General features: G+C 55.8%; 17 protein-coding genes and 1 pseudogene. 11 read left to right on the top strand and 7 right to left on the bottom strand.

From position 1 onward, the window contains the following. The first annotated feature begins 21 nt into the window (after positions 1 to 21). Both ssb and arsC read left to right on the top strand, forming a co-directional pair. Positions 22 to 555, top strand: coding sequence for a single-stranded DNA-binding protein (gene ssb, locus OPU69_RS12270; RefSeq protein WP_498511388.1), 534 nt, complete (start codon positions 22 to 24; stop codon positions 553 to 555). Positions 556 to 568: 13 nt separating this feature from the next. Continuing rightward, on the top strand, positions 569 to 916 hold the full coding sequence (gene arsC, locus OPU69_RS12265) for an arsenate reductase (glutaredoxin) (protein WP_060977401.1): 348 nt from the start codon (positions 569 to 571) through the stop codon (positions 914 to 916). 64 nt (positions 917 to 980) lie between these two features. On the opposite strand, the gene OPU69_RS12260 is transcribed toward arsC, so the two are convergent. Genes OPU69_RS12260 through OPU69_RS12250 form a run of 3 tightly spaced genes read right to left on the bottom strand, consistent with a single transcriptional unit; the run spans position 981 to position 3,607 of the window. Next, a complete protein-coding gene (locus OPU69_RS12260; RefSeq protein ID WP_060977400.1) occupies positions 981 to 1,718 on the bottom strand; it encodes an acetoacetate decarboxylase family protein in 738 nt (245 codons plus the stop codon). Positions 1,719 to 1,734: 16 nt separating this feature from the next. After that, the gene (locus OPU69_RS12255; protein WP_060977399.1) at positions 1,735 to 2,490 is read right to left on the bottom strand and encodes an acetoacetate decarboxylase; all 756 of its coding nucleotides are present in this window, start codon (positions 2,488 to 2,490) and stop codon (positions 1,735 to 1,737) included. A 28-nt stretch (positions 2,491 to 2,518) separates the two neighbouring features. Beyond that, positions 2,519 to 3,607, bottom strand: a complete 1,089-nt coding sequence (locus OPU69_RS12250; protein WP_498511385.1) for a patatin-like phospholipase family protein — start codon at positions 3,605 to 3,607, stop codon at positions 2,519 to 2,521. Positions 3,608 to 3,762: 155 nt separating this feature from the next. Here OPU69_RS12250 and OPU69_RS12245 point away from each other — a divergent pair, with 155 nt between their 5' ends. Further along, positions 3,763 to 4,545 carry a 3-hydroxybutyrate dehydrogenase gene (locus tag OPU69_RS12245; protein WP_498511383.1) on the top strand — a complete coding sequence of 261 codons (783 nt, stop codon included), beginning with the start codon at positions 3,763 to 3,765 and terminating at the stop codon, positions 4,543 to 4,545. Positions 4,546 to 4,632: 87 nt separating this feature from the next. Here the strand turns inward: OPU69_RS12245 and OPU69_RS12240 are convergent, their stop codons facing one another. Beyond that, positions 4,633 to 6,015 (bottom strand): DUF6438 domain-containing protein, encoded by a 1,383-nt coding sequence (locus OPU69_RS12240; RefSeq protein WP_498511381.1) that lies wholly within the window; start codon positions 6,013 to 6,015, stop codon positions 4,633 to 4,635. 73 nt (positions 6,016 to 6,088) lie between these two features. Further along, positions 6,089 to 6,424, bottom strand: a pseudogene (locus OPU69_RS12235) (magnesium chelatase subunit ChlI family protein); the annotation flags it as partial. 171 nt (positions 6,425 to 6,595) lie between these two features. On the opposite strand from OPU69_RS12235, the gene OPU69_RS12230 reads away from it, so the two are divergent. From OPU69_RS12230 to OPU69_RS12215, 4 genes are read left to right on the top strand one after another with little or no spacing between them, the layout of a single operon-like run. Further along, positions 6,596 to 7,327, top strand: coding sequence for a TnsA endonuclease N-terminal domain-containing protein (locus tag OPU69_RS12230; RefSeq protein ID WP_498511379.1), 732 nt, complete (start codon positions 6,596 to 6,598; stop codon positions 7,325 to 7,327). Between the two features lie 49 nt (positions 7,328 to 7,376). Continuing rightward, a complete protein-coding gene (locus OPU69_RS12225) occupies positions 7,377 to 9,314 on the top strand; it encodes a transposase (protein WP_498511377.1) in 1,938 nt (645 codons plus the stop codon). Further along, positions 9,311 to 10,213, top strand: coding sequence for a TniB family NTP-binding protein (locus tag OPU69_RS12220; protein ID WP_498511375.1), 903 nt, complete (start codon positions 9,311 to 9,313; stop codon positions 10,211 to 10,213). Before OPU69_RS12225 ends, OPU69_RS12220 begins: the two co-directional genes overlap by 4 nt. Beyond that, entirely contained in the window at positions 10,210 to 11,400 is a 1,191-nt protein-coding gene (locus OPU69_RS12215) for a TniQ family protein (RefSeq protein ID WP_498511373.1), read from the top strand. Before OPU69_RS12220 ends, OPU69_RS12215 begins: the two co-directional genes overlap by 4 nt. On the opposite strand, the gene OPU69_RS12210 is transcribed toward OPU69_RS12215, so the two are convergent. Continuing rightward, a complete protein-coding gene (locus OPU69_RS12210; protein ID WP_498511371.1) occupies positions 11,397 to 13,115 on the bottom strand; it encodes a hypothetical protein in 1,719 nt (572 codons plus the stop codon). The genes OPU69_RS12215 and OPU69_RS12210 overlap by 4 nt on opposite strands. A gap of 273 nt (positions 13,116 to 13,388) precedes the next feature. Here OPU69_RS12210 and OPU69_RS12205 point away from each other — a divergent pair, with 273 nt between their 5' ends. Further along, the gene (locus OPU69_RS12205) at positions 13,389 to 14,414 is read left to right on the top strand and encodes an RDD family protein (RefSeq protein WP_498511369.1); all 1,026 of its coding nucleotides are present in this window, start codon (positions 13,389 to 13,391) and stop codon (positions 14,412 to 14,414) included. A gap of 115 nt (positions 14,415 to 14,529) precedes the next feature. Here OPU69_RS12205 and OPU69_RS12200 read toward each other — a convergent pair whose 3' ends face one another. Further along, positions 14,530 to 15,057 (bottom strand): hypothetical protein, encoded by a 528-nt coding sequence (locus OPU69_RS12200; protein WP_498511367.1) that lies wholly within the window; start codon positions 15,055 to 15,057, stop codon positions 14,530 to 14,532. Positions 15,058 to 15,656: 599 nt separating this feature from the next. Here OPU69_RS12200 and OPU69_RS12195 point away from each other — a divergent pair. The 3 genes from OPU69_RS12195 to OPU69_RS12185 all read left to right on the top strand — a co-directional run bounded on the left by OPU69_RS12195 (position 15,657) and on the right by OPU69_RS12185 (position 19,567). Beyond that, positions 15,657 to 16,469 (top strand): DUF429 domain-containing protein, encoded by an 813-nt coding sequence (locus OPU69_RS12195; RefSeq protein WP_498511365.1) that lies wholly within the window; start codon positions 15,657 to 15,659, stop codon positions 16,467 to 16,469. Between the two features lie 115 nt (positions 16,470 to 16,584). Then, the gene (locus tag OPU69_RS12190) at positions 16,585 to 17,649 is read left to right on the top strand and encodes a hypothetical protein (protein ID WP_498511363.1); all 1,065 of its coding nucleotides are present in this window, start codon (positions 16,585 to 16,587) and stop codon (positions 17,647 to 17,649) included. An 889-nt stretch (positions 17,650 to 18,538) separates the two neighbouring features. Continuing rightward, complete coding sequence (locus OPU69_RS12185; RefSeq protein ID WP_498511649.1) at positions 18,539 to 19,567, top strand: IS110 family RNA-guided transposase; 1,029 nt, start codon at positions 18,539 to 18,541, stop codon at positions 19,565 to 19,567. Positions 19,568 to 19,669 lie beyond the last annotated feature (102 nt).

The raw sequence follows: 19,669 nt of genomic DNA, 5'->3' as shown, positions 1-19,669 counted from the left end.
TCATTATCCTGAGGAAAGCATATGTCGGGCAGCGTCAACAAGGTCATCCTGATCGGCAATCTGGGGGCCGATCCCGAGGTCCGCAGCTTCGCCAATGGCGGCAAGGTCGCCAATCTCCGCCTCGCCACCACCGAGACGTGGAAGGACCGCAACAGCGGCGAGAAGCAGGAGCGCACCGACTGGCACACCGTCGCGGTGTTCGGCGATGGCCTCGCCGGTGTCGCCGAGCGGTACCTCCGCAAGGGCAGCAAGATCTATGTCGAAGGCCAGCTGCGCACGCGCAAATGGCAGGACCAGCAGGGCAATGACCGCTACACCACCGAAGTCGTGCTGCAGGGCCCCGGCGCGGTGCTGACCATGCTCGACAGCGCGCAGGGCCGCGGCGGCGGTGGCGGCATGGGCGGCGGCGGCGGCGATTATAGCGGCGGTTCGCGCGGCGGATCGTCTGGCGGCAGCTCGGGCGGTGGATCGCGCGGCTTCAACGATGGCGGTTCCAGCAGCGGCTGGGGCGGCGGCGGCTTTGACGACGATCTGAACGACGACGTGCCGTTCTGATCGGTATCGCGCCATGCCCTTCACCATCTATCACAACCCAAAATGCGGCACCTCGCGCAATGTCCTGGCGGCGCTGCGCGAGGCGGGGCACGAGCCTGAGGTCATCGAATATCTGAAGACCCCGCCGTCGCGCGAGACGCTGGAAAGCCTGATCAAACGGGCAGGCGAGGGCGCGCGCGCTCTGCTGCGCGCCAAGGAGCCGCTGGTGAAGGAACTCGGCCTCGACGGGGCCGATGTCACCGATGCGGCGATCGTCGACGCGATGATGGCGCACCCGGTCCTGATCAACCGCCCGATCGTGGTGACCGAAACTGCGGTGAAGCTCTGCCGCCCTAGCGAGACGGTGCAGGCGCTGCTCTGAAACGCGAAACCCCGACGAGGCTCTCGCCATCGCCGGGGTCTGGAGTGTTTGGCGTTAAGCCTGATCAGCTAAGATAATCGTGCAGTACGCGGCCATAGGGCAGCGTCATGTCGGTGACGAGGTGCAAGCCCCCGACATGCTCGATCACGGGCAGGTCAGCCAGCGGGCAGTTGACCGAATCGATGAGCTCCACCCGCGCCCGTCCGGTCCAGGCGCCCTTGACCACGATATTCTCGAAAGTGATGCCGACGAGCTGCGCGATGGCAGGCGTGCCGTCGATATCGGGGATCAGCTTCAGCGTCACTTGCGTCCGCTTCAGCAGCGTCTCGATCTCGCCAAGGTCGGTCGGGCCGCCATGCTTGTAGACCATGGTGCCATGCGCCACCGCCTGACCCGAATAGGTCAGCTCGCCGGTCAGCGTGTCGCCCACGGTCTTGAGCCTGGCGATGCCGTATTTCATCGGATAGCCCCAGATCTCGCGGCCTCCGGCGAGCGGCGGGCAATTGTCGACATACATTTGCGTCAGGAAATTGCATTTCTCGCCGTTGAAGGTGCACGGGATCGCCTGCGCCACCGCCGAATAGGCGCCGAAACCCTCGCCATCGGGCAGATCGAGCCATTGCACCGAGACTATTTCGCCATCGGGCTCGAGCGGCTCGGGCAGCATCTTGCGAATCTTCGCCGGATCGGTGCGATAGCTGACGATCATGTACTGGCGTTCGAAGAACTTGTACGGGCCCACCGGATAGGTCGGGCTCTGCAGCGGCATGGAGCTGAGTTTCAGCACATCCTGCTTTTTCATGATGACGTCCTCCCCCTCAGCCTGCGGCGTCTTTGATATAATCGAACAGCACCCGGCCATGCGGCAGGGTGAGATCGCTGACGAAATGCTTGCCGCCGACGATGCGCAGGATCGGCAGGTCCGCGACCGGCGCGTTGACATGCGGGATCAATTGCAGCCGCGCGGGGCTGACCCAGCAGCCCTTCACCGTGATATTCTCCAGATTATAGGCGACGAGCTGGCAGATCTTGGGGCTGCCATCGACATCGGGGATGATCTTGAGGTTGCACGAGGTCTTGGTCATCGACTTGGCCTGTGCCTCGCAGCCGCCTGGCGCTTCCTGCCATTTATAGGCCATCGTCCCCATTGCCACGGTCTGGCCAGCATAGCTCAGGGTGCCGGTCAGCGTGTCCGATGCGATCACGAGCTTGGGCAGCGCATATTTCTTGGGAAAGCCCCAGATCTCGCGCCCGCCGTCGATCGGCGGCTGGTCGTCGAGATACATTTGCGCGGTATAGTTGATTGGCTCGCCGTTGAAGGTGCAGGGGATGACGATGCCGCTTTCGGTATAGTCGCCAAAGCCCGAGCTGTCGGGCATCTTGATCCATTCGTAGAGAACCAGATTCTCTTCGTTCGGCACCAAAGGCTCGGGCACCGCGGCGCGCAGCGCGACCGGATCGGTCTCGTAGGTGACGATCATGAATTCGCGGTTGATGAAGCGGTACGGACCCAGCGGATAGCTGGGCGCGGCCGCCGGCATGGAAGGCAGTTTCAGGATGTCTTCAGGCGTCATGGCAGGACAGCCCCTTTTTGCGTGGAGATCAGAGGAAGAAGGATTTGATATCCGTCGACGATGTCACCCCGACATCGTCGAAATGGTTTTCCAGCCACTGGCTGGCACAGGCGCGACCCACGTCCCTCAGCTTCTGCATGAAGGTCCAGTCGGGATTGAGCTTGCTGGTGACGCCCAGGCTTTCCATGAACACCTCGTCCTGGATCGAATGGATCAGCATCCGCCGGTGCTTGTCGTCGTTGAGCTGACCGTCGTCGATCAGGTGCGTGACGAAGGCGATCGCGCGCATTTCGCGCATCAGGCTGGAATTGAAGCTGATCTCGTTGATCCGGTTGAGGATGTCCTTGGCGGTCCTGGGCACTTCCTCGCGGTTGAGCGGGTTGATGTGCACGATCACCACATCGCTGGTCTGGCTGCCATAGATCAGCGGGAAGATCGCCGGATTGCCCATATAGCCGCCGTCCCAATAGGCCTCGCCGTCGATCTCGATGGTCTGGAACATGAAGGGCAGGCAGCCCGAGGCGAGCACCTGATCGGGGCCGATCTCGTGATTTTCGAACATCCGCACCTTGCCGGTCCGGACATTGGTGGCCGAGAGGAACAGCTTGATCGGGCAGCCTTCGCGCAGCACGTCGAAATCGACGCTGCTTTCGAGCACCTGGCGCAACGGATTGAAATTGAACGGGTTTAGCTCATAGGGCGACATGACCCGCGAAAGGATGTCCATGAACACGAATGCCGGGCTGAAATCGAGGCTGTGATTGCCCAGCGCCTTGTCGATCCAGCTCGGCTGGAGCGGGCCCTTCGCGCCCTCGTCGCTGATCTTCTTCCAGAATTTGGCGAGCTCCTCGCGCGCGCCTTCCGCGCCGCCGATGGTCAGGCCATAGCCCAATACCGTGGCGTTCATCGCCCCCGCGCTGGTCGCGCTCACCGCGTCGAAATGGAGCCGCCCGTCCTCAAGCAGTCTGTCGAGCACGCCCCAGGCAAAGGCCCCGTGCGCGCCTCCACCCTGCAAGGCCAGATTGACCGGCTTGCTGTTCGCCGCTGCAACATATCTGTCACTTTTCGGTTTCGCATCCGCAGCATAAGCCGCCGACGACGGACCAGGCTTGGCCATCGTACATCCCCCAGAAACAGTCGCGAAACCCGAGTTTTTCCGTTGGAACCTAGGGGTAACTCACGTTAGACGAGTCGGCAAGAGTGATTCGCTGCAACTGCGAACATCGCCCGGGCCGCGTCGTGCAACCGCATTGAAATTGAAGAGGATCTTTTATGCTCAAGGGTTTGAATGCCATCGTCACCGGCTCGACCAGCGGGATCGGCCTGGGCATCGCGAACGTGCTGGCGTCCAAGGGCGCTAACCTCGTCATCACCGGTTTCGGCGATGCCGACGCGATCGAGAAGGAGCGCGCCGGCCTGGCCGAGAAATACGGCGTCGAGGTCGTCTACAGCAATGCCGACATGTCGAAGCCCGATGAGGTCAAGGCGATGGTCGAACTGTGCGTCGAGAAGCTCAGCTCGGTCGACATCCTCGTCAACAATGCCGGCATCCAGCACACGGCTTCCGTCGAGGAATTTCCGGAAGAAAAATGGCACCAGGTGATCGCGATCAACCTGTCGGGCATCTTCTTCGCCATCCAGGCCGCGCTGCCGCACATGAAAAAGAAGGGCTTCGGCCGCATCATCAATATCGGATCGGTTCACGGCCTGATCGCCAGCAAGCACAAGGCGGCCTATGTCGCCGCCAAGCACGGCGTGGTGGGCTTGAGCAAGGTGGTCGCGCTGGAAAACGCCGGCACCGGCATCACCTCGAACACCATCTGCCCCGGCTGGGTCCACACCCCTCTGGTGCAAAAGCAGATCGAGGCGATGGCCGAGGAACAGGGCATCAGCGTCGAGGCCGCGACCGAAAAGCTGCTGATCGAAAAGCAACCGAGCAAGCAGTTCGCGACGCCGGAGCAAATGGGCGAACTCGCCGCGTTCCTCTCGAGCGAGGCGGCAGCGCAGATCACCGGCACTGCGATTCCCGTGGACGGCGGCTGGACCGCGCAGTAACACGCGATGATGGTGGTGGGGCCGGGGCGCTCCGCTGTTCTAAGCTTGAAACAGCGAAACGGCGGGGCACATGCTCCGCCGTTTCTGTTACAGCCCTTTGCGGTTCAACAGGTCGACGACTCTGCGCCAGCCCTGATACCGGGCCCAGCGACCCAAAGTCATACCATCAGCTGGGCGTACCGCGTTGAGGTCTGCGCCATGAGCAATCAGCACCATCGCCACATCGTCATCGGATATGCTGAACAGAATATGCTCGCCTTCATCATCGCGAAAATTCGGATTGGCACCTGCGTTGATTAGCATCTCGGCTATGGTCGGGTCGGAAACATTGAACAGTGCAGTTTCGCAATAATGGTTCTTACAGGTCTGAGCCTCTGCTCCTGATTTCAGCAATATGGCCACGGTTTTGCGCCGGTCGACAAGCGAATGGCTTGTTTCAGTGTATGATCCACCACTCGCTGCTTCGAAAAGCGGTCGGAAAGGCACCGTCTGTTCACTCATCGTACCGCGCGGATTGGCACCTGACGCCAGAAGATCTTTCACTATGGCTACATCGGCGTTCCGTGCCGCAGACGCTATTAACCTGGACTTGAATTCTATATCGAGTGCGGCGAGCCGGAAAGCGGCGGCAATGCGCTTATAAGCGTGGTGATTGTCCATCCCAACTGCGGTGGACAGGGCATCCTTGAGGGTCTCCTGATCGCCCGCGGCACCATTTTTCAAAAGCCATGCCATGGCATCGTGTTGGCGCGCTGTGATGGCAGAACGCAGCGGATTAAGGGCATAGGTTTCTACTGGTTCAGAGGCGCCTTGAGCATTCACAGGTGCACCAAGCGCTTTCAGGCGAATCATTGTGGCGACGTCATTGCGCTCGGCGGCTGCTTCCATGAGTTCCAGCCCAATTACTCCGCCGAAATCAACGTCTTGAGCCAGAAGTATTGGGAGGATGTCGGGCGTACCCTTGACCCAGCGGTCCGAGCCAGATGCCTTATCGATCAAGTCCTGAAGCGTTCTGACGGTAGTCGGCATTCCAGCCCGATCGCCTGCATAATCGACTATCGATTTCCTCGCGCTACCGGTTCGTATCGAAACGATATAAGCCGGGTTATCTGTTACGTCTGCTGCATAGCGATCGTTCAGATTGAAGAAATCGACTTTCTTGAACTCTGCGATGAGAGTATCAACTTTCTGCGATGGTATCTTCGTATGATATCTTCCGGAAACTCTGACGCCAGTATTATAGGAGGTGTCAATACCCTCTCCAAAGCCAAGTTCCGCCGATGTTTTTCCGGTATCAAAAATTACATTTCCCGAACCATCTATCTGAACCAAATATGACGGGCATGCATCGAGGCAACCGCCCGTCCTTATCAATTCAATATGTAAATTTTGCTTGTCTATTTCTGGAAAGGGCTTCGATGCTTGTCCGCATGAACCGAGCAAAAAGACAGCCGTGTTGAAAAACAGCATTTGCAGTGTTCTGAAAGCAATAATTGCGCACATTGTTTGAGATCGACTCATCGCTTGTCCGTTTGTTGCGTCATTAGCCCACCGGTGCCCGTCTGCGATAGCTCAGCGCCTCCGCGACATGCACCCGGCCCACCGTCTCCGTGCCGCTCAGGTCCGCGATCGTGCGGGCGACCCTGAGTACCCGCGTATACCCCCGCGCCGATAGCCGCATCGCTTCGGCGGCGCGGGCGAGGAGCTGGCGCGCGGGTTCGTCCGGCGTGGCGAAGCGTTCGAGGGCCTCGCCGTCGATCTCGGCGTTGGTGCGGGCCTTGATGTCCTGATAGCGCGCGGTCTGGAGCGCGCGGGCGGCGGCGACTCTGGCCGCGACCTCTTTCGATCCCTCGGCGGGCGGGGGCAGCGTCAAGTCAGCTGTGAATCACGACAGTCAGTGAGAATCTAGAAAGCTTCCGGACGCTAAAGTGCAGGAAGTCAGTGATAATTCGCGGGTAGTGCGTGCGACCAGTTGTCGAAAACGCGGTAGATAGTGAGACCGTTTTCGGGTGATCCCACCCCCTGTCTGAGCGCAAGGAGGCACCCATCCATGCTCAAAAATCAGTTCGAACAGCGCAAGATTGGAAAAACTGCGGCGTCATTTCGTCAGCAGACAGCCTTGACCACACCATCGGGGCCGCAATGGACTGAATCAGCGTTGGAAGCCTCTGCCGTCATACAGATAGCCTTCGTCCCAACTGTCGTCGACATCATCACTCAGCCGATTCTCAGATACACCCTTGCGGGTAAGGACAGGCAATATACCCCTGACATCGCAGCGACCTTCGCCGAAGAGGGCGATCCAATACCGGAACGGTTCATCATTGAAATCAAACGCCGGGAAGAGCTGGAAAACAAGCGCCGTGAGTTTGCGGACAAGTTTTATGCTGCTCGGGAAGAGTGCGCCAAAATAGGTTTCGAGTTCCGGGTTCTTCACGAGGGGCACCTGGAAACGGCCTATTACCGCAATGCCCGGAAGCTGTTGCCGGAGCTGAGCCGCCAACCGGACTTCTCTGCGCTCGACCTGCTTCAGAGCAAATTCGGAAAACGTAAGTTCACTCGGGCTGACGGGGCTGAGGTGTTGTCAGCACTATACCAATGGCAATGGGAGGCTGCCGAAATGATGAATGTTTTGATTGCCTGGAGAGTAATTCATTGCGATCTTACAGCAGATATCGACGATGGAAGCGAGATACGGGTCTTGTCTCAAAGTGAATCAACGAAGCAAATCGATCCGTTTCTAAAAATGCTCCGTAATGCAGATTCAGGGGTGAACGTTTAGAGAACATGTGTTAGTGTTGTGAGATTGTTTTGTGATTCGGTTATCTCTCATGGCACTCATTCAAGGCAGGAAAGGTGAGAAAGTCGTATTTGGCGGCGAGGAGATGTCCGTCCGAAAGCCTGTTGATCTAAACACATTATTGCTGGTCGATAAGAACGGGGATTACCACTACGCCCCAATTAAGGACCTCGAAAAAGAAATCCGAGGCGAGGCCAGAAAGAAGATCGTTCATGACGAAGTGCGGGAGGCAAAAGTTAGCGCCTGGGCTGCAGCCTGTCACGGTCTTCTGAACGACGAGCGCCACAGTAAAGCCAAGGTTGAGGCTGCCGCTGCAGCCTTAGGCACCTCGGTTGCAGGAATTTACCGCGCGCTGGGCCGATGGCGAACGACGGGAAATATCCGAGACCTACCGCCACCAACGCGAAATGGCGGCCGAGGCAAGATCCGCACCAAGCCAGAGGTCGAGGCCATAATCCAAGATAACCTGGACCTGTTTCTGCAGAAGGGCGGAATATCCAAACGAGGGTTCTATAAAACGTGCAAGCTTGCTGTGGAGAAAGCGGGCTTCAGGGTTAGTCAATCAACGTTGCGCGAGCGACTCGCCAGTCTTCCCACCTACCGCGTGCTGAAAGACCGGAAAGGTTCGAGCTTTGTGAAGCGGACCATGGATCCGATAAGGGGAGCATATCCCAACATCACCAGGCCACTTGAAGCGGTTCAAATAGATCACTGGATGGTCGATGGCCAACTGGTCTCCGATAATCGAATTGGAACGATCGGTCGTCCATGGGCCACACTTGGGATCGACATATACTCGCGAATGGTTTTTGGCGTACATGTTGGCCTGGACGCTCCTGGCAATGTGCCCTTTGGGTTGATGATGATGAACGGGATGCTCCCGAAGGATCGGGTAGCAGATGAGTTCGGTTTCAATTGGGATAACCCGATACGTGGCCGACCAACCACGATCGAGATGGACAATGCCAAAGAGTTTGATGGCAGAATGGCGCGGGCAGGTTGCGCAGCGTTCAACATCAACCTGAAAATTCGCCCCGTGGGGTCTCCCCAATACGGACAATTTATCGAGCGGTTCAATGGAACCCTCGCATCGAAGTTAAAAGATATCCCGGGTGCCACAGGCTCCAACATCACGGAAAAGCAGGATAAAAATCCTGAAAAAACTGCGGCGCTGACTTTGGCTGAAATGACTAGATTGATTTGGTTAAAAATAGACGAATATCATAATGAGGTGCATTCGGAGCTGGGCATGACACCTCTTGAAAAGTTCAAGAGTTACTATTTCGTCCCTGAAGGTCAAAGGCACCGGCCACCCGAAATATTTGTCGATGATCTCGATTTTCGTCTGAATTGGTATCCGCTGGAAGAGCGTACGATCCAGAGATATGGAATCCTAATTGACCACATAGAATATTACTCCGAGAGTATCGAGTGGCTAGTAAGAAACCGAAAAGATTTTGGACAAGTAGAGGTGCGTCGTGATCCCTTCGATGTCCGCGTCATATATGTCAAGCAACCCAAATGCAGGGCTCGTATCAAGGAAAATTTCGAATTTTCGGGGCAGGACTCGAGTGCTCCCAACTGGATACCAGTGAAAGTCAGGGCAATCAACTTTCCTCAAGCGAGCATCTTTGAGTTGAAGAAAGCAGCTAAAGAGGCATTGGCTCGCAAGAGAGAACCAACACCGGCTTATGTCGCGCAGCTTATCGAAGAGAATCAGAAGCTCATAGATAATGCGGTGAAGTTGACTAAAACGGCTCGGAGAGAAGAAGCGAGGCGAAATCATCACCGCAAGCTCAGTGGGCAAGCAGTAACAAAGGCCCCGGCCTCAAATAGGGTGGAGACTGCTAAGTCAATCCCAACGCTACACCCGACCGCGAAGACGCCTCCTGGAACCAAGTCCTATGGCGACTTTAAGTCTATCGTTGCCGCAATCACCGATGAAGAACTGCAGGATATGACCCAATGACCTCAGTGCCTGAAAACACGCGTCTTGATCCCTCATTTCAAAAATATCTCGAGGTCGAAGGGCGGCACCGCATCGATATGTGCTGGGACAAGATATTTATCAGAACCAAAGACGCAGCAGCTGCTTTTAATGAAATGCAGGATTGCATGAACGCGGCACCAAGCACGAAACCTAGAGGCCTTATCATTATAGGTGAGCCTGATACCGGTAAAAGTAAAACAATGACGGAGTTCAGGAATCGAAACCTACCGGAGAGAGACCCCGACAGTGAGTATGCCGAGCATCCTGTAGTTTATATGAAAGCCCCAAACGATCCCAATCCAACGGTGTTCCTCAAGAAGCTGCTCGATAGCCTGGGATATCCGATCCGATACAATGCAACAACATCGGAGATATTCGCCTATGCCATCAGGATGTTGAAACACTGTAAAGTTGGTACGGTCATTGTCGATGAGTTTCGTGATATCGGAAGTGCAAATATATCTCAAAAAATAATCGACTTCTTTGTGTTTTTCAAGAATCTGATCAACGAAACTGAGCGGCCATTCATAGTAGGGGGAACGCCCGACTTGCTGAATTTTATATCAACCGATAGGAACCTCGTTGGCCGCCTCGACCAAGTTGTTCGGTTGGGGCGTTTGGAATTTGGCGAGTTCATCAAAGTCCTATTGGCATTTGAGAGACTTATGCCGTTACGAAAAGCAAGCAATTTTCAGGAAAATGAGCAGCTAATTCAGAATTTGTATTCTCACTCGGGCGGCTACATTGGGGAAATCAACAGGTTGCTGGAAGATGCTTGCAAATTGGCGATCACGAGCAACGAAGAGAGGATTACGCTTTCGACTATTGATCGCATAACCTATAAGCGAAGCCGATCGCGGGTTCCTGAATTGGCATGAGCCTGGCCGTAATCTCTCCCAGGCAAGCCCATCGAAGCGAGTTCGGTCGCTGGCCCTACCGCCCTCGCCCCATTCCGAACGAGCTTCTGTCCTCTTACATCGGGAGGCTTTCACGCGGCCTGGGGATGAAGCCGATCTCTTTTCTGAACTCTGTAATGGGTTCGCGTAAAAATCTGCTGGCACAGGATCTCGACAATTTCGCTCCGCTCAACCTGTTGCAGCAGCTGGCCATCGGCTCTCAGGTCGACATAGAATCGCTTCAGGCCTGCACGCTCGGTTCCTATCAAGGTGCGCTGAACATCAATCACAACAAGCGCGGCCGAAACCCATGGGTGCTGCCGACGACGATCGATAACAACGTCCGTCATCGACCAGGGCTGCAGTTTTGTCCAATGTGCCTGCTCGAGGACCGACCTCATTTCCGGAAGCCCTGGCGGTTGGGATTTGTAACGGCATGCACAACGCACGGAACCATGTTGCGAGATCGCTGCCCGCATTGCCATGAACTCGTCAGGCCACTCCAATCATCCGAGGCGTGGAGGTGCTTTTCCTGTGATGAAAGCCTCAGGGTCGAGACGGTCACTGCTCCGGCCCAGTTGCTCACTTGGCAAAAGGGCGCCGAACAGGCTTTAGAAAATGGCTGGGCCAAGCTCGGAGATCAATTCATAAGCTCTACCACGTGGTTCATCATCATGCGCCAAGTCGCCACATTGCTGGTAAACGGTCCAAAGGCAGAGGGACTGCGCAAAACGACAGTCCAGCTATATGGCGGCACTGACGATCCCTTCCCGAAACCAACCGAGCGTCAGCCGTTCGAATTTCTCGAGGTCGCAGACCGGCTCAGGCTATTCACCCAGGTTGCCAAGCTCACGAAGGATTGGCCTCATCGCTTCGTGCAGGCGTCGTTCGATGCCGGCCTCTGCAAATCTCATGCAATCAAGGACATGCCCTATGTCCCATTCGCATTCGATGCCATGCTGCGCACATATCTGGATGCGACGCCCTACCATGCCTCAGATGCAGAGGTGGCAGCGGTTGCCTCATGGCTGCGTAAAACAAAGGGAGCGGCCTATTATCGTGATCTCAAAGCCATCTGCGGCGAAAGCCGAAGGGCCATTTATCGCCATATGGACTATCAAAGGCAGCAAAAGCACCCTTCAGTATGGCACGAGCGAATCCAAGGTTAATGCTTCAACCATTCCTCCAACCATTCCTCCAGGAGCGACTGGTAGTGCTTAGGGTCCGACCAGCATTTCGCTGAGCGCCTATGGCCCGCCACCTTCGGACCATCTCCACCGGAACCACTACGTTGCAACCATTTCCAGCCGCAAGCCTGTCCTTTTTGAAACATTACTAACGCGAGTGATTTCATGTCCTCTTTTGGGTCGGCATATACACCCAAGCTGGCTGGCCTGTCAGGTGTCGAACCCACATCCGCGACAGCAACTAAACCAGTATTTGTCTCCACGATTGCCAAAACCGGTGACTCCGCGAGGGAATCAGTAACGAGGGAGCCTTCCGGCTTGGGTTGTGGATTGCCATCGACAAAATACGAAACATGCCATTTGCGGTTAGCTGCGAGTGATGCCAGCGCTTCCCACGTCTTGCGCCGCCCATCCAGAATGCTCTGGTCATGAGCTAGTGCCGCGTCTGTTGCGGGATCACGCTGCGATTTACTGGACCGTCGAATGTTTACCTGCCCAGTTGCAGCGTCTCCGCCACTGACAGCATCATCAGTCGAGAGGAACGTTTCTCCATCAACTTCGTCGGGTCGGATGCTGATTCCAGGAGGACCCTTATACGCGCTACCCGGCGTCCACTTGATTTCCAGAGCGTCCAGGCTGGCGAAACTCGTGCCGACATCAATGGTTGAATAACCTCTTGCCTTCTTCGGAGCTACGTCACTGCGGATGGTTCGAGTTCCAGACTTTGCAAGAAGCGTGCGACCGGCCGACAGAGGAGCTTCGGGATCGCGCAGCATCTCATCCGGGTATCTGACTTCAATTGAGCTGATAGGATAGGGGGAAAAGATCTTCGTGATCTCATCTATAACAAAGCGCGATGGCCACTTACTATCTGGAGCCGCAGAAGATTTTGGCACCCGACGCAACCATCGGCCACGAAATTCAAATTCCACAGCAGCAGACCACGGCCATTCGAAATCTAAATACAATCCGTTTTTATCTCGAAAGCCGCTCTCGACATTAAATTGTTGGTTTATTGAATAGTAGCATTTCAATAATTTTTTTGATGGGTCAGATTGCAATGCTGCAAGGACCATGACGTCGGAGCGGTCAATCTTACGATCAACCACGATGACAACCTTCCCCTCCGAATCAACGCTTGAACTCTCTCGATCCCAGGAAAACCGAGTCGGCAAAACCGACTTGTCGCGCCTGCCATCAATCAGCTGCTTCAGCATGGTGCTGCTACTGCCGAATAGGGCTCGGATCAGCACAGTCTTCGGAAGAAAGACCAATGTGGGCGATGGTTTACCATCACCTTCTATAGACTCGTGCGCCAGCAGCCAACCGGGGCATTCGCTTACCGAATCCGTGTGGTTCGCCTGAAGGCGACCTTCAACTGTGCCAGCGCCCAAGGTTTCTGTTCTGCCTTGGGGATGTAAGGATAATAGCCCGCGCTGGTGCCTTTTGGGGGCCTCACCATTATGCTGGCCGCCTTTGAACCGGCGGCCCGGCACAAGGAGGTTCAATTGGCCCACGCCAACCCAAGCCACAAACGGGTCTGCTATCCGGTTTGCTGCATCGATCTTCCCAAAGCAGACCTCGATCTGCGGTTCGTGATTATTAAGACCTTGATTATCCCGCACGCGCCCAAGTGCGAGGATCTCAACTGGTTGCGAGATGTGCGCTATCGGATGGAGAATCAGAGGATTTGCCATGCTCCCTTGGATGGCATGGCAACCGTTTCAATCAGGCTAAACGGATGTCGGGGGTCCTGCAGGACACGAGGTGAACACGTGCGCGACCGTCTGCCTCATGCGATATCTATAGGGGTATGAATGGATGAAAGTGTATTTTCTATAAATTGTTATGAAAATCTGCCAAAATAATAGGCAACAATTTGTCCATTTGGCGAAAGCGCACCTCCATCCTACAATTATGATGATGCATTAATGCGTTATTATATTTGCTAGGTGGAAGGATGAGTTAATATGGATAAAGGTAGCCGCATTGCGTTTGGCCATGAGACTGGCAATCTGTCGCATTCCGAAACTTCTCACCAAGCGGGAGATGAGGATTCACTCGCATCGCCGTGGCAGCGGCTCTGGTCCAAAACACTGGACCTCAATCTCTATATGATACCACTTACTTTGATTGCCACCCTGTTAGGCTTTTTTGATGGAAGCGAGCACCCTTTATATAGCGGCATGATCCTGCTTCCATTTGCTATAGCGATCGACGCAATTATTATTTCAACTATTGGTAATAGCATAGGCCGCGCTATCATTGGCATAAGGGTTGAAAAAAATGATGGAGAAAAGCTGACTGTGGCCGAAGCGCTAAGGCGCGGGCTAAGGGTCTATTTCTTTGGTATGGGAATGGGGTTGCCACTCGTTTCATTCTTCACGTATCTTCATAACCTGAAAAGATTAAATAAGAACCGACCCACATCGTGGGATGAGGCAATAGATACTAGCGTTTCTCGAAAAGGAAACACAACTGCCCGCACTTGGCTGACAGCGATTCTAACCATTGCGATCGCCATGACCATTCGAGTGCTCTACATGGCTGATGCGGGTAAGTTTGACAGATATGGGGAAGCGGTGACGCAGGAACTATCGCCAAGGGCAATGGCGATGGATCGCGCCGAAGGCCGGCCGAAATTTGAAAAAACTGATGATCCTATCCATTATGCACTTCTTGAATCGGCCAACGAACTGAAAAAGAGCCTGCCTCAGAAATTAGATCCAATAACTCTACTCACAGATGTTACCGTGGATGGTAGGTTATTTACGTACCACTACAATATTTTGAGAAGGGATGGCTCAGATAATGAGCTGATGAAAAATCAAGGGGATCGACTGTCGAAAGATCTGTGCTCGGATCAAGATTTTTTTGAGTTTATGAAGGATTATGAAGTAGTCTATCGTTATCGATACAGAATGCCAAATTCTGAAATCCCTATAGTAATCGATATCGATTATGCTCAGTGCAAGGCAAAGGGAATTTTTCCTTGAATGATTTTGATTTCGACGGGTCCATGCGGCCGCGAGAAAACGGACCCGTCGAAATAGATCCTGGATTGGTAGTTTCGCTGATTATGCGCTGAATTTTTTTTCAGGTTCACCGATATCAAAAGGGTATCGGCTCTGCGGTGATGGCGTTTGCCATCTGACCGGGCAGCATGACAGCGGACCGCCCTGATATAATCATCGAGCCGAGCAATGCGCCGACGCTATTGCCGCGACCTTCCTGACGATGCAGCCCTGTGAGCTTATAGTTCTTTCCGTTCACGGTGACATGATCGAAGGTCACTTCGAACTTCCCGGATTTTCCGCCGATTGCTCGACCGGTCTTCCAGGTGATCGTGCCCTGGACAACGCTGCCACGGGGAATCGCAATGACACCGCCTTCAACGACGTCGCTCACCACGCTGAACTGGAACTTGTCGCCTTCCTCAATTTTCTTGGAAGTGATCTCAACCAACGGCGTCACGGTGAGAACTGTGCTGGGAGGGACAATTCGGGAGGTCGTTGATGGTGCAGCGGCCGGCGCAGGTGCAGGTGCGATCACCGCTGGTGCTGCTTCCTGTGCAATTGAGGTTCCGGCCATCGCAATAACCGAAATAGCTGCTGCGACACCAATGGCGCGCTTGATCATTGTTTTTCCCCTGCTGATTAACCGCGTGATGACGGTGCGCCAACGCCACAGCGCTGTCAAACAACACTAAAGCCAAATTGATGCTAATCCGCCGAGATGTGATCCGCTTTTGTTCGGCCATTGTTCATTTTATGGGCTGATGGTATAAGCGGTCTGCCTCAGCACGACTCGCTGAATGGCAGAAAGGAAAATGATATTTATGGGTAAGATTTTAAAGCCAGGGCAGGCAGCGCCACGGTCTGGCCAATACGAGCAAGTGGGGCCTCGTGGTGGCAGCACCGGAAAAGAACGCACGGTAACCAGCGGAGAACCGCTTCCGCCAACCCCTAAGCCGGGGATGGGTTATCGGCTCGTCGATCCGACCAAACATTGATCATCGAACTTTGCGTTGGAAGGACAAGTCCCCGACCGATCCTAACGGCAATCGCGAAAAGGCCATAGAACACAATATAAGCACCTCGCAGATCCGTTCATATCAAGGGAAACTCTCGTTTCCGATGCAAACAGGAAGGGGTGGCTCGCAGGGCCACCCCTTTTTGCTTTGATAGGAAAATCCGCGCTGGCAACGTTGCGGGAGCAAACGAGCTGGAATTTTTGGTATGGAAGAATGCACTCTCATTGGCTTTGATTCTGCATGGACTGACAACGCAAAAGCGCCTGGAGCAATCTGTGCGTTAGGCCTGAGACCAGATGGCTCGATCGCATTCCATTCCCCTCAGCTGGCTACTTTCGACGACGCCCTGAAATTCATAGATGGTGTCCGGACGACAAGCGGACCGACGCTGATTGCCCTCGATCAACCAACGATCGTGCCGAACCAATCCAGTATGCGCCCGGTTGAGCGGGTGGTGGCCAGTCTCATCAGCTGGGCTGGCGGTGGGGTGCAGCCATCCAATCGCGGGAAAGTCGGGATGTTCTGCGACAACTCGCCTATCTGGAAATTCCTCGCCAGACTTGGTGCAATGGAAAATCCCGAGCAGGCGCGCAGTTCAACCTCTGGGCTTCACGTCATGGAGGTTTTTCCTGCGTTGGCGCTGTTGTCGCTCGATACCTCATTCTGCTCGCGCCTCGGTGCTCCAAAATATAACCCCGGCCGTCGCAAAACATTTCGACTGCTCGACTGGCGCCGTGTTGCAACCGTTGCAGCGCATGAGTTTCGTGCATTCGGGTTAAATGAGGCAGCGATCTGGTGCTCAAATGAAGCCGAACGGACCTCTGTCGGGAAAGCCGATCAGGATCGCCTTGATGCAATGCTGTGCCTTCTCGTCGCTGTCTTCTGGAGGATCGCCGAGCGAGAGCGGTCCATGATGATAGGGTCATTGACTGAAGGCTATATGGTTTGCCCGGCCAGTGATGAGGTTCGCCAAAGGCTGAAGCAGCGCGCAGGAGAATTGCAGATCGCCATCAGGTAGCCAGCCAAACTTTATGGCGGGCAAATCAGAAATCCTATACGCCCGCAATTGACAGGGTGGCCGAATCGCGCTAATGGGCATTCATGATATCCGATATGCCCATAGGAGTGCAGAAGTGAGCAAGTCGCCTGATCTGAACGAGGAATTTGGGAACCGCTTGGCCGAATTCCACTGGGCCTATGACTGGACCGAGGTGGATGCCATTCTACGGGCCTTCTCCTGCGTGGGCGAACTGATCGCCACTGCCTTTGACCCCGTCACCGCTGCAAGGGGCATGGCGGCGCTCAGGCTGGTCCTCGATACCCAGCCGTCAGATGAAGTTAAATGGTCGCGTCTCACCAATGAAGGTCTCGAGGACTGGAAGGATGTCTGGGGGGATCTAAGCGGCTACGACCACTCCAGCTATCCCGCGCTAATGGACGGTGCCCATGACATGCATGCATTCGCTTTCTATGGCATCATGCCCGCCTGGAACCTGGAGAATGCGGATACGAGCGGTCAGCCGTTCACCGACGTCCCCTCCTATGTCAGAAACACTGTAGGGCAGCTCGAGACCTTTGCCCGGCTGCTGCCAGCGCCACTGGACCTTTATGGCATCGAGGAACTGGCGAAAACCTGCACGGCCGCCACAGGCAGGCTCAAGATTGATCTTGATGAGCCTTTGACCGTGCACGAACTCGCTGCCGTGACCGGCGTAACTCCCAAACGGTTGCAGAACGCCATGTATGCCAAATCTGCCGATGCGCCGATTGCGAACAAGTCTGATGGTCTTATCCCGGTAGCATCTGCACAGCGATGGCTTGAGGCCCGGGATTACCGACCATCGATCTGGAAGGAATTTATCGCCGCCAAGGCATGGGAACAGGGCGAAGGCACGCAGGTCTCGGTCCATGCCCAAGCCGAGACCGAAACAGACGATTTTGTGTTCGTTCCCGAAGCTCGTGACGGATCATTGTTCACCCCTACAGCGTGCAGGAGAGGCGGTGAGCGAGGTGAACCACGCTACACGATCGGAGCGAAAGGATCAGAGCAGGATTTCGACAGCTATGACACTGCGCTCGCTGAGCTATCTCGCATGATCACCCCTCGCTGGCGCCGACCAAACGAGCAAGGCAATTTCGGTATTGTCACAGCTGAACGCTGGCGTCGGCTTACCAGGGCAGAGCTGAATTCGTTGTGACCTATAAATCTCGCATCAGGCCTGGTCCAAAAGCAGGCCAAACCTAAAGGACGCCATAGCTCTGCCTGAGCCCACACCGCCTGCAGCCTCGTGCTGCAGGGGCCAGGATCGTGCTGCAATGGCGGGAGGATGCGCAAGCATTCTCACCACTGTCGGGGGTGGGCCTCCCCCGGATGGCTCGTAAGCGTCCGGTGAGGACCGTCGCATACGATGGCCGCTTTCGGGACGAGGGCCGAGAGGTCGGAATGGCCGAAAGTGGGTGGGAATCAGCCATGCCCTGAACCTGACCCATGGGGCTATGCGGCGTATCATCTTCGGTCTAATTCAAAGGCTATGCGCCAGTTATCAGTCGGCTTCGCTGCCACAGTCCTTCTTTGCGGGTGTCAGAGCCAGACTGGGCAGGATTGGCTAGATCCGTTGGTTGTCACTGACTACGCTGACAGAGTCGAGCTGACATATGCTTTTCGAGGCGCGGCTTCGTATTGTGCGTTCGGTTGTATAGATATTTGCAGAATGATACCCGAACCACAGGTGCACAGCGAATTGGACGAACAAAACCTCGCCAAGTTTTCGAGTCTATTCGAGCGGGCAAATGCAAGCGGGCTTTTGCTTGAGCTACCGAAAAAATCTGGACCTATCGTTCAACCTATGGCGCCACGGAGCATACAAGAGAGCCAGATCGGGTCTGTGAAGCTTGAATGCATAGAGAACCATAGCAGGCACATCAACCGGATCGAGGCCCTACTTAACAGACTGGCACCCAAGGAGCCGTAGAAGGCTTTCCATCACCTCGATTTGGTGCGACCGGGAGTGACCGATATTGATGTCGTGGACGGCTCTCCACCCCCGCGAGATAATCTCCGCGGGAGAGTCGGAGAGGAGAGTGACGATGGAGCAAGTATCGGTTGTAGGGCTGGATCTGGCCAAGTCTGTTTTCCAGGTCCACGGCGTCAACGCGCAGGGCGAGGCTGTTCTGCGGCGCAGGCTTACGCGGGGGCAGTTGCTGAAGCTGTTCGAGAAGCTGCCGCCATGCCTTGTCGGGATGGAAGCCTGCGCCTCGGCTCACCACTGGGCGCGCCAGCTGGCGGCGCTTGGCCACGAGGTGAAGCTGATGCCGCCGCAATACGTGAAGCCCTATGTAAAGCGCGGCAAGAACGATGCGGCCGATGCCGAGGCGATCTGTGAAGCGGTAACCCGTCCGACGATGCGGTTCGTCGGCGCGAAGTCGCCCGACCAGCAGGCGACCATGATTCTGCACCGGGTGCGCAAGATCTTGACCCGCCAGCGCACCCAGATCAGCAACGCCCTGCGTGCCCACATGGCCGAGTTCGGCATCACCGCAGCCATCGGGCGCGGAGGACTGGAGCGGCTGATCGCGGTCATCGCTGATCAGGATGATGCGCGACTGCCCGATGAGGCACGGGCCTGCCTTGCCGTGCTGTGCACCCAGCTTGGGATGGTCAAGGAGCATATCCTCGATAATGACCGGCGCATCCTGGCCGATGCCCGCAAGACCGAGGCAGGCCGCAAGCTGATGAAGATACCCGGCATTGGCCCGCTGCTGGCCAGCGCGATCGTCGCCTGCGTTCCCGACCCTGCTATCTTTGATGGCGGACGCGGTATGTCGGCATGGATCGGGCTGACCCCGCGCCAGAACTCCAGCGGCGGAAAGGAGCGGCTTGGCAGTATCACCAAGGCGGGCAACACCTACCTGCGCGAGCTGCTTGTGGTCGGTGCCATGGCAGTGGTGCGGCAAGCGAAGCAGGGCAGCGCAAAGTGGCCGTGGGTAACGCAGCTTCTGGAGCGCAAGAAGCCCAAGGTTGCTGCGGTTGCGCTGGCTAACAAGAACGCCCGGATCATCTGGGCGATGATGGCAACCGGCGAGGCTTACCGCGAAGCGGAGTTGGCCGCAGCCTGAGAGATCGCGCCCCAGGGCGCTACACCGTAACCCTGCGGTGAGGGCCGCCTTGCGCTGATTTGGTCGCGTGCCGAGAAGGCACCGGTGCAAGCGCTGGTGCTT

Source organism: Blastomonas sp. 34TW (assembly GCF_059803595.1).
The sequence above is the reverse complement of the archived record's forward strand: the minus strand, read 5'-3'. Positions and strand labels throughout refer to the sequence as shown.

What these genes read in the sequence shown, in the direction of transcription:
- arsC (WP_060977401.1), top strand. Translation starts at nt 569, where the DNA reads ATGCCCTTCACCATCTATCACAACCCAAAATGCGGCACCTCGCGCAAT.
- OPU69_RS12195 (WP_498511365.1), top strand. Translation starts at nt 15,657, where the DNA reads ATGGAAGAATGCACTCTCATTGGCTTTGATTCTGCATGGACTGACAAC.
- OPU69_RS12260 (WP_060977400.1), bottom strand. Translation starts at nt 1,718, where the DNA reads ATGAAAAAGCAGGATGTGCTGAAACTCAGCTCCATGCCGCTGCAGAGC.
- OPU69_RS12240 (WP_498511381.1), bottom strand. Translation starts at nt 6,015, where the DNA reads ATGCTGTTTTTCAACACGGCTGTCTTTTTGCTCGGTTCATGCGGACAA.
- OPU69_RS12205 (WP_498511369.1), top strand. Translation starts at nt 13,389, where the DNA reads ATGGATAAAGGTAGCCGCATTGCGTTTGGCCATGAGACTGGCAATCTG.
- OPU69_RS12225 (WP_498511377.1), top strand. Translation starts at nt 7,377, where the DNA reads ATGGCACTCATTCAAGGCAGGAAAGGTGAGAAAGTCGTATTTGGCGGC.
- OPU69_RS12255 (WP_060977399.1), bottom strand. Translation starts at nt 2,490, where the DNA reads ATGACGCCTGAAGACATCCTGAAACTGCCTTCCATGCCGGCGGCCGCG.
- OPU69_RS12230 (WP_498511379.1), top strand. Translation starts at nt 6,596, where the DNA reads ATGCTCAAAAATCAGTTCGAACAGCGCAAGATTGGAAAAACTGCGGCG.
- OPU69_RS12200 (WP_498511367.1), bottom strand. Translation starts at nt 15,057, where the DNA reads ATGATCAAGCGCGCCATTGGTGTCGCAGCAGCTATTTCGGTTATTGCG.
- ssb (WP_498511388.1), top strand. Translation starts at nt 22, where the DNA reads ATGTCGGGCAGCGTCAACAAGGTCATCCTGATCGGCAATCTGGGGGCC.
- OPU69_RS12250 (WP_498511385.1), bottom strand. Translation starts at nt 3,607, where the DNA reads ATGGCCAAGCCTGGTCCGTCGTCGGCGGCTTATGCTGCGGATGCGAAA.
- OPU69_RS12210 (WP_498511371.1), bottom strand. Translation starts at nt 13,115, where the DNA reads ATGGCAAATCCTCTGATTCTCCATCCGATAGCGCACATCTCGCAACCA.
- OPU69_RS12215 (WP_498511373.1), top strand. Translation starts at nt 10,210, where the DNA reads ATGAGCCTGGCCGTAATCTCTCCCAGGCAAGCCCATCGAAGCGAGTTC.
- OPU69_RS12220 (WP_498511375.1), top strand. Translation starts at nt 9,311, where the DNA reads ATGACCTCAGTGCCTGAAAACACGCGTCTTGATCCCTCATTTCAAAAA.
- OPU69_RS12185 (WP_498511649.1), top strand. Translation starts at nt 18,539, where the DNA reads ATGGAGCAAGTATCGGTTGTAGGGCTGGATCTGGCCAAGTCTGTTTTC.
- OPU69_RS12245 (WP_498511383.1), top strand. Translation starts at nt 3,763, where the DNA reads ATGCTCAAGGGTTTGAATGCCATCGTCACCGGCTCGACCAGCGGGATC.